The sequence below is a fragment of the Bartonella sp. TT29SHDZB genome (assembly GCF_042193395.1).
GTDB lineage: Bacteria > Pseudomonadota > Alphaproteobacteria > Rhizobiales > Rhizobiaceae > Bartonella.
Map to the genome: position 1 here is coordinate 73804 of NZ_JBHILQ010000009.1, position 8242 is coordinate 82045.

An 8242-nucleotide genomic window follows, 5' to 3' on the forward strand; every position below is an offset into this window, starting at 1 on the left:
TTGAATTATTATTCTGCCGTATCAGACAGTGCCCGCTGTGCAATAAGTTCACGCGCATCATCAAGCTCCACATTAAGAGCAAGTGAGCGCATTTCTTTCACCAACACATTAAAGCTTTCGGGTATCCCTGCCTCAAATGTATCATCACCACGCACAATTGCCTCATAGACTTTTGTTCGACCAGCCACATCATCTGATTTTACTGTTAGCATCTCCTGCAAAGTGTATGCAGCACCATAAGCTTCAAGTGCCCATACCTCCATTTCACCAAAACGCTGACCACCAAACTGTGCCTTACCTCCTAATGGCTGCTGCGTAACAAGTGAATAGGGACCTATAGACCGCGCATGAATCTTATCATCAACAAGGTGATGCAATTTCAACATGTAAATATATCCCACCGTTACTGGACGATCAAAAGGCTCCCCAGTACGACCATCATAAAGTGTAACCTGCCCAGAACTATCTAAGCCTGCGTCTTCCAGCATCATGTTAATATCAGACTCATGTGCTCCATCAAAAACAGGCGTTGCAATTGAAACACCTTTCTTCATCTGTAATGCCAATTTGTAAAGGCTTTCATTATCATACTGACGAACTGGTTCATTATGATTATCATCAGGCATAAGATTTTCAATACGCTGACGCAGCGGCAATATATCCCCAGTCTCTTGATACAACTCTAACAAATCACCAATCTTCTTGCCCATCCCCGCGCATGCCCAACCAAGGTGCGTCTCAAGAATTTGTCCAACGTTCATACGACTAGGCACACCAAGTGGATTCAAGACGATATCAGCATGAGTTCCATCTTCAAGAAATGGCATATCTTCTATAGGAAGAATACGTGAGACAACACCCTTATTCCCGTGCCGTCCCGCCATCTTATCACCTGGTTGGATTTTGCGCTTCACTGCCACAAAAACCTTCACCATTTTCATGACACCAGGAGGCATTTCATCACCTCTTTGGACCTTTTCAACTTTATCCATAAAGCGACGTTGTAATGCTTCTTTTGATTCATCATATTGCTTGCGTAAAGCTTCAATTTCATTTTGAAGCTTTTCATCCTCAATAGCAAATTGCCACCACTGCGATCGTGGATATTGCCCCATTACCGTACCATCAAGCTTTTTACTACCCGAAAAGCCCTTCGGACCTTCTACAGCAACTTTACCTGTTAACATATCGGTAAGACGCGCATAAACATTGCGATCAAGAATCGATTGTTCATCATCACGGTCTTTTGCTAAACGCTCAATTTCTTCACGCTCAATTGCCATCGCACGTTCATCTTTTTCCACGCCATGGCGATTAAAAACGCGAACTTCAACAACAGTACCAAAAGTCCCAGGAGGCATACGCATAGAAGTATCACGAACATCGGATGCCTTTTCCCCAAAAATTGCACGCAGAAGCTTTTCTTCCGGAGTCATAGGACTTTCACCCTTTGGTGTAATCTTTCCAACTAAAATATCACCCGGTTGAACTTCAGCACCAATATAAATAATACCAGCTTCATCAAGATTTCTTAACGCTTCTTCCGCAACATTAGGAATGTCGCGCGTAATTTCCTCAGGCCCAAGTTTTGTATCGCGTGCCGCAACTTCAAATTCCTCAATATGAATTGAAGTAAACACATCATCAGCAACAATGCGCTCGGATAATAAAATAGAATCTTCATAATTGTATCCATTCCAAGGCATAAAGGCTACGAGAACATTCCGCCCAAGAGCCAAATCACCAAGATCCGTGGATGGGCCATCTGCAATGATATCACCTTTCTCTATCCTATCACCGACATGTACAAGAGGGCGCTGATTAATACAGGTGGACTGATTAGAACGCTGAAATTTCTGTAAGCGGTAAATATCAACGCCTGATTTTGAAGGATCTAAATCTTCCGTTGCACGGATAACAATACGAGTAGCATCGACTTGATCAACAACACCACTACGTTTTGCACTCACAGCAGCTCCTGAATCGCGCGCAACTATGGATTCCATTCCCGTCCCAACAAATGGCGCTTCAGCGCGTACAAGAGGAACTGCCTGACGCTGCATGTTCGATCCCATAAGCGCACGATTCGCATCATCATTTTCCAAAAACGGAATAAGCGCTGCTGCGACTGAGACCAACTGTTTGGGTGAAACATCCATCAAATCAACATGATCACGCGGCGCCATTAAAACTTCACCAGCATGACGACAAACAACAAACTCTTCTATAAAACGGCCTTCACTGTCTAACGAAGAATTAGCTTGAGCTACATAATGCTTTGCTTCTTCCATCGCTGAAAGATAAATAACTTCTTTTGTGACTTTACCATCAATAATTTTTCGATATGGGCTTTCAATAAAGCCATATTTATTAACCCGTGCAAATGTTGCTAAGGAGTTAATAAGACCAATATTGGGGCCTTCTGGTGTTTCAATCGGACAAATACGACCATAATGCGTAGGGTGTACGTCACGAACTTCAAAACCCGCACGTTCACGAGTCAAACCACCTGGACCAAGAGCAGAAAGACGGCGCTTATGGGTAATTTCCGACAATGGATTGGTTTGATCCATAAACTGTGATAATTGTGAAGACCCAAAAAACTCGCGAACTGCCGCTGCAGCAGGCTTTGCATTGATCAAATCCTGCGGCATGACTGTATCAATTTCAACCGATGACATACGCTCTTTTATCGCACGCTCCATACGAAGAAGACCAATGCGATATTGATTTTCCATCAACTCCCCAACGGAACGAACGCGACGGTTGCCAAGATTATCAATGTCATCAATTTCACCACGTCCATCACGCAATTCAACCAACATCTTAACAACAGCAAGAATATCCTCTTGGCGCAAAATGCGAACTGTGTCTGGACAATCAAGGTCCATACGCAAATTCATCTTAACACGCCCGACAGCTGAAAGATCATAACGCTCTGGATCAAAAAACAATGAATGGAACATTGCTTCTGCTGTATCGATTGTTGGAGGCTCACCTGGACGCATCACCCGGTAAATATCAAATAACGCATCCTGCCGACTTTCATTTTTATCCACCTTCAAAGTATTGCGGATGTAAGCGCCAATATTCATGTGATCAATATCAAGAATATTGACTTGATCAGCACTAACTTCAAGCAGAATTTTTAATACTTTTTCATCAATTTCATCACCAGCTTCAAGGTAAACTTCACCTGTTTCGTAATTGACGATATCTTCAGCTAGATAACAACCTAATAAATCATCTTCACTAACTTTAACCGCTTTAAGTCCTTTTTCTACCAAAGCCTTCGCAGTACGAACGGTTAATTTTTTACCAGCCTCTGCAACAACTTCACCACTATCTGCATCTATAAGATCAGAAATGAGTTTCATTCCTTTAAAGCGATCAACAGAATAAGGAACTCGCCATCCTTCTCCATCACGCTCATAAGTCACTTTATCATAAAACGTCGATAAAATATCCGACGCATCCATACCTAACGCCATCAAAAGACTAGTAACAGGAATCTTGCGCCGCCGATCAATACGCGCATAAATGATGTCCTTAGCATCAAACTCAATATCAAGCCAAGAACCACGATACGGAATAACACGAGCTGCAAAAAGAAGCTTTCCTGATGAATGCGACTTTCCTTTATCATGGTCAAAAAAGACACCAGGAGAACGATGCATCTGAGAAACAATAACACGCTCCGTACCATTAACAATAAAGGTACCATTCGTCGTCATTAAAGGCATATCGCCCATATAAACGCCTTGCTCTTTAATGTCTTTGATATCTTTGGAGCCAGTATCTTCATCAACATCAAAAACAATCAAACGCAATATGACCTTTAATGGAGCAGCATAAGTTAAATCACGTTGACGGCACTCTTCAACATCAAATTTTGGTAAATCAAATTCATAACCTACAAACTCAAGCATAGCTGTACCGGAAAAATCTGAAATAGGAAAAACAGATTTAAAAACAGCTTGCAAACCTTCATCTGGTCGTCCACCTTTCGGTTCCTCAACCATGAGAAACTGATCGTATGACGCTTTTTGGACCTCAATAAGATTCGGCATTTCTGCTACTTCAGGAATCTTACCGAAAAATTTGCGTACGCGCTTACGACCATTGAATTGAGACATCATTGCGTGAGTCTGAGCCATCGTCGCTCCTTGATCTTTACTCTTCAAGGTAGACCAACCTTGAAAGCCTTATATCATTAACCTGCATATGCAGACCAGTTCACTTGACACTCAATAATGAGCATCATTAACTTCTCCCACCAACATAAGCCATTTATCTCTTTGACTCTATGATGAAGGGATGAGTAATCCAAAACTATCCCATTCCTGTTACGAAACCGTTTGGAAAAGGTTTTTTACTCATTCTTTTTCCTCTTTGTATTAAGAGAAAGAAAATCGGCGAACATAAATGCCCGCCGATAAAATTAAATTTACTTAAGTTCCACTTTAGCACCGGCAGCTTCAAGTTGAGACTTAATTTTCTCTGCCTCTTCTTTAGAAGCACCTTCTTTAATAGGCTTGGGTGCTCCTTCAACCAGATCTTTAGCTTCTTTAAGACCAAGTCCAGTAAGAGCACGAACTTCCTTAATAACATTAATTTTTTGTGCGCCACCTTCAACAAGAATAACATCAAATTCTGTTTTTTCTTCAGCAGCTGGAGCAGCAGCACCAGCAACAGCAGCGACAGCTACAGGAGCAGCAGCCGAAACTCCCCACTTTTCTTCAAGTAACTTAGAAAGCTCAGCGGCTTCCAAAAGGGTTAGATTAGAAAGGTCTTCTACGATCTTCTCTAGATCAGCCATTTTTAAATTCCTTCAATTAAAAGATTTGAACCATTATTAAATTTTATCCAAAAAAACAGAAAAGTATTAAAGCTCTTCCATAAACGTGAATACAAACAGCCTTAAGCCGCCTTATCCTCCTGAGCATATGCTCCAATGACACGTGCAACCTGACCAGCAGGGGCATTAACAACCTGTGCAATACGGGTCGCAGGGGTAGAAATCATCCCCACAAGTTTTGCACGCAACTCGTTTAATGAAGGCAATGAAGCCAATGACTTCACAGCATCTACAGTTAAACTTGTTGCACCCATTGAACCGCCAAGGATGACAAATTTGTCATTGCTTTTCGCAAAATCAACAGCAACTTTCGGTGCTGTGATTGGATCTTCTGAATAAGCAATAAGTGTTTGTCCAGTAAACAAACCCACTATCGATTCAGATTCCGTGCCCTGAAGAGCGATTTTAGCAAGACGGTTTTTGGCGACTTTAACGGCACCGCCAGCTTCACCCATTTTCGAACGCAGATCATTCATCTGTGAAACTGTCAGACCGGAATAATGTGCAACAACAACAGAACCAGACTTCCGAAAAGCCTCGTTAAGCCATGTAACAAATTCGCGTTTTTCCGCTCTATTCACTGTCTCTCTCCATTTAACAGATTTGCTTAAAACAAACCTGTAGGTTACCTTTGATAACATAAAATACTTCATGTCACCGATGAGGATCCTGTCCCCTTTTTCACGCACAGCGTTCAAAGGCAACCCTGGCTCAAACCCTTTAAGTCTTTTAACTCTCAGTTTTTACCCCAGTCTCATGCAGGTTTTTTTTGATTAAGATACTTAAAAGCATCACCTACAATCTCGGACAGGATATTCCGGAATTTCTCCCGGTACAACCTAAGCCCTATAAAGCTTAGATAGCTAAATGCTGATCAAAACCAGCATTTTAAATACAATTTTGCTATTCCCATACCCCAAAACAAAATTATAAATCAGCTTTATACTAACTCTGAACGAACCGTTGCTGGATCAACTTTAATACCAATTCCCATAGTCGACGAAACAGCAACGCGCTTAATATATTCACCTTTTGCACCTTGCGGTTTGGCTTTAATAACTGCACTTGCAAAGGCTTTTATATTTTCTACGATTTTTTCAACACCAAAAGAAGCCTTACCAATACCAGCATGGACAATACCAGCTTTTTCCACACGAAACTCAACAGCACCACCTTTAGAAGCTTTGACAGCACCGGCGACATCAAGTGTTACAGTACCAACTTTCGGATTCGGCATCAAACTCCGTGGACCAAGAATCTTACCAAGACGACCAACGAGAGGCATCATGTCTGGCGTTGCAATACAACGATCAAAGTCTATAGTCCCTCTATTAACGCTTTCAAATAAATCTTCGGCACCCACAATATCAGCTCCTGCTGCCTTAGCTTCCTCAGCTTTATCTCCACGGGCAAAAACGGCAACACGAATATTTCGACCTGTTCCATTAGGCAAATGAGCAACACCTCGAACCATTTGATCAGCATGACGAGGATCAACACCCAAGTTCATTGAAATTTCGATTGTTTCATCAAACTTAGCAACTGCACGCTCCTTAACCATTGAAACGGCATCTTTTAAAGCGTAAAGTTCATTAAAATCAATATCTTTTCGGATATTTTTTATTCTTTTTGCTACTTTTGCCATAATATTAGCCCACCACTTCCAAGCCCATCGAGCGAGCAGAACCTTCAACCATACGCATTGCTGCCTCAATATCATTTGCATTAAGATCTTTCATCTTTGATTCTGCAATCGAACGAATCTTATCGCGAGAAATGCTTCCTACAGAAACTTTACCAGGCTCTTTTGAACCAGATTTTAGTTTTGCTTCCTTCTTTAAAAAGAACGATACAGGAGGCGTCTTGAGAGAAAATGTGAAAGACTTATCTTGATAATACGTAATAACAACTGGAATCGGCGCTCCCTTTTCCATTTCTTGTGTCGCTGCATTAAACGCCTTACAAAATTCCATGATATTAATACCACGCTGCCCAAGAGCTGGACCAATCGGTGGAGATGGAGTAGCAGCTCCTGCAGGAACCTGCAACTTAAGCTGACCTATACTTTTTTTTGCCATAACAATCTGCCTTCAATTTCACTGGTATACGGACAATTCACCTTGCCTGTTACCCGCTGCAGTCACGTGGTTCGGATCATTAAGCCGACAAAAGCTATAAATCACCTCCCACTCCTTCCTTAAAGTAATTAAAACTACTCTAAGTTTAATCAGAGTTTTTCAACCTGACCAAATTCCAAATCAACAGGCGTAGGACGCCCAAAAATAAGCACTTCAACTTTAAGACGAGAGCGCTCTTCTTCAACCTCTTGAACAATTCCATTAAACGAAACAAAAGGACCATCAGCAACGCGAACTTGCTCTCCAACCTCAAACAATACAGAAGACTTTGGAGACTCAACCCCCTCCTGAACTTGTTTGAGAATTTGCTCAACCTCTCGATCAGAAATGGGAACAGGACGTGCATCCGACCCTAAAAAACCTGTCACTTTAGGCGTATTCTTAATAAGATGATAAACTTCATCTGTTAACTCAGCACGAACAAGAACATAACCAGGAAAAAACTTTCGCTCAGTATCAACCTTGCGTCCACGACGAACCTCTACAACACGCTCTGTTGGAACAAAAATCTTTTCAAAAAGATGATCAAGCCCCTTTTGCTTTGCCTCCTTATCAATAGCTTCCGCTACTTTCTTTTCAAAATTTGAATATGCCTGAACAATATACCAACGAGCTGCCACAGTCACACTTCCTTACATTCTCAACTAAAAAGATATTTCAGAAGATCAATAACCCGCCAAACACCAAAATGCATAACCTGATCCACAATAAAAAAGAAAGCTGAAGCCAATGCAGTTACCAACAAAACCATAATAGTAGAAATAACCGTCTCACGACGTGTAGGCCATTTCACTTTAATTGTTTCTGCATAAACCTGCTTCAAAAAGGTAATCGGATTGGTTTTAGATGCCATCGTCACACTATATACTCTCTCTAGTCCTATTGTGTTTTATAGAACAAAATAAACAGGAAAAAAATGCAAAAGCCAACTTTAAGACTTATGCAATTTCCTTACTTTCTATTCAATACCGTTTCACACACAAAAAAACAAGCCCCATATCAAAAAAAGCGAAAAAGGCAGCAAAATCCACTCCCTTATATGTAAAATTCCACCCCCATTTGGCAGGGGCAGCAGGACTTGAACCCGCGACCTGCGGTTTTGGAGACCGCCGCTCTACCAACTGAGCTATACCCCTAACTCTCAAAACTAAAAAACTTCTAACTTCCCTTCAACAAGCATTATTTATTCAATGATCTTAGAGACGATACCGGCACCAACAGTACGACCACCTTCACGAATAGCAAA

The 8242-nt window shown here is 41.4% G+C and carries 7 protein-coding genes, 1 tRNA gene and 1 pseudogene; all 9 read right to left on the minus strand.

Going from position 1 to position 8242, the window contains the following annotated elements:
* Positions 1-8: 8 nt before the first annotated feature.
* Positions 9-4157, minus strand: coding sequence for a DNA-directed RNA polymerase subunit beta (rpoB, locus tag ACFIJJ_RS05975; protein WP_375646324.1), 4149 nt, complete (start codon positions 4155-4157; stop codon positions 9-11).
* Positions 4158-4447: 290 nt separating this feature from the next.
* Positions 4448-4819, minus strand: a complete 372-nt coding sequence (gene rplL / locus ACFIJJ_RS05980) for a 50S ribosomal protein L7/L12 (RefSeq protein ID WP_012755028.1) — start codon at positions 4817-4819, stop codon at positions 4448-4450.
* A 101-nt stretch (positions 4820-4920) separates the two neighbouring features.
* Positions 4921-5439 (minus strand): 50S ribosomal protein L10, encoded by a 519-nt coding sequence (gene rplJ, locus ACFIJJ_RS05985; RefSeq protein WP_012755027.1) that lies wholly within the window; start codon positions 5437-5439, stop codon positions 4921-4923.
* Between the two features lie 359 nt (positions 5440-5798).
* Complete coding sequence (gene rplA, locus ACFIJJ_RS05990) at positions 5799-6503, minus strand: 50S ribosomal protein L1 (RefSeq protein ID WP_375646325.1); 705 nt, start codon at positions 6501-6503, stop codon at positions 5799-5801.
* 4 nt (positions 6504-6507) lie between these two features.
* Positions 6508-6936 (minus strand): 50S ribosomal protein L11, encoded by a 429-nt coding sequence (gene rplK, locus ACFIJJ_RS05995; protein ID WP_375616770.1) that lies wholly within the window; start codon positions 6934-6936, stop codon positions 6508-6510.
* Between the two features lie 149 nt (positions 6937-7085).
* Positions 7086-7616 carry a transcription termination/antitermination protein NusG gene (gene nusG / locus ACFIJJ_RS06000; RefSeq protein WP_005773664.1) on the minus strand — a complete coding sequence of 177 codons (531 nt, stop codon included), beginning with the start codon at positions 7614-7616 and terminating at the stop codon, positions 7086-7088.
* Between the two features lie 20 nt (positions 7617-7636).
* On the minus strand, positions 7637-7849 hold the full coding sequence (gene secE / locus ACFIJJ_RS06005; RefSeq protein WP_273790652.1) for a preprotein translocase subunit SecE: 213 nt from the start codon (positions 7847-7849) through the stop codon (positions 7637-7639).
* A 207-nt stretch (positions 7850-8056) separates the two neighbouring features.
* Positions 8057-8132, minus strand: a tRNA-Trp gene (locus ACFIJJ_RS06010).
* A 47-nt stretch (positions 8133-8179) separates the two neighbouring features.
* Positions 8180-8242: pseudogene (locus tag ACFIJJ_RS06015) on the minus strand (elongation factor Tu); the annotation flags it as partial.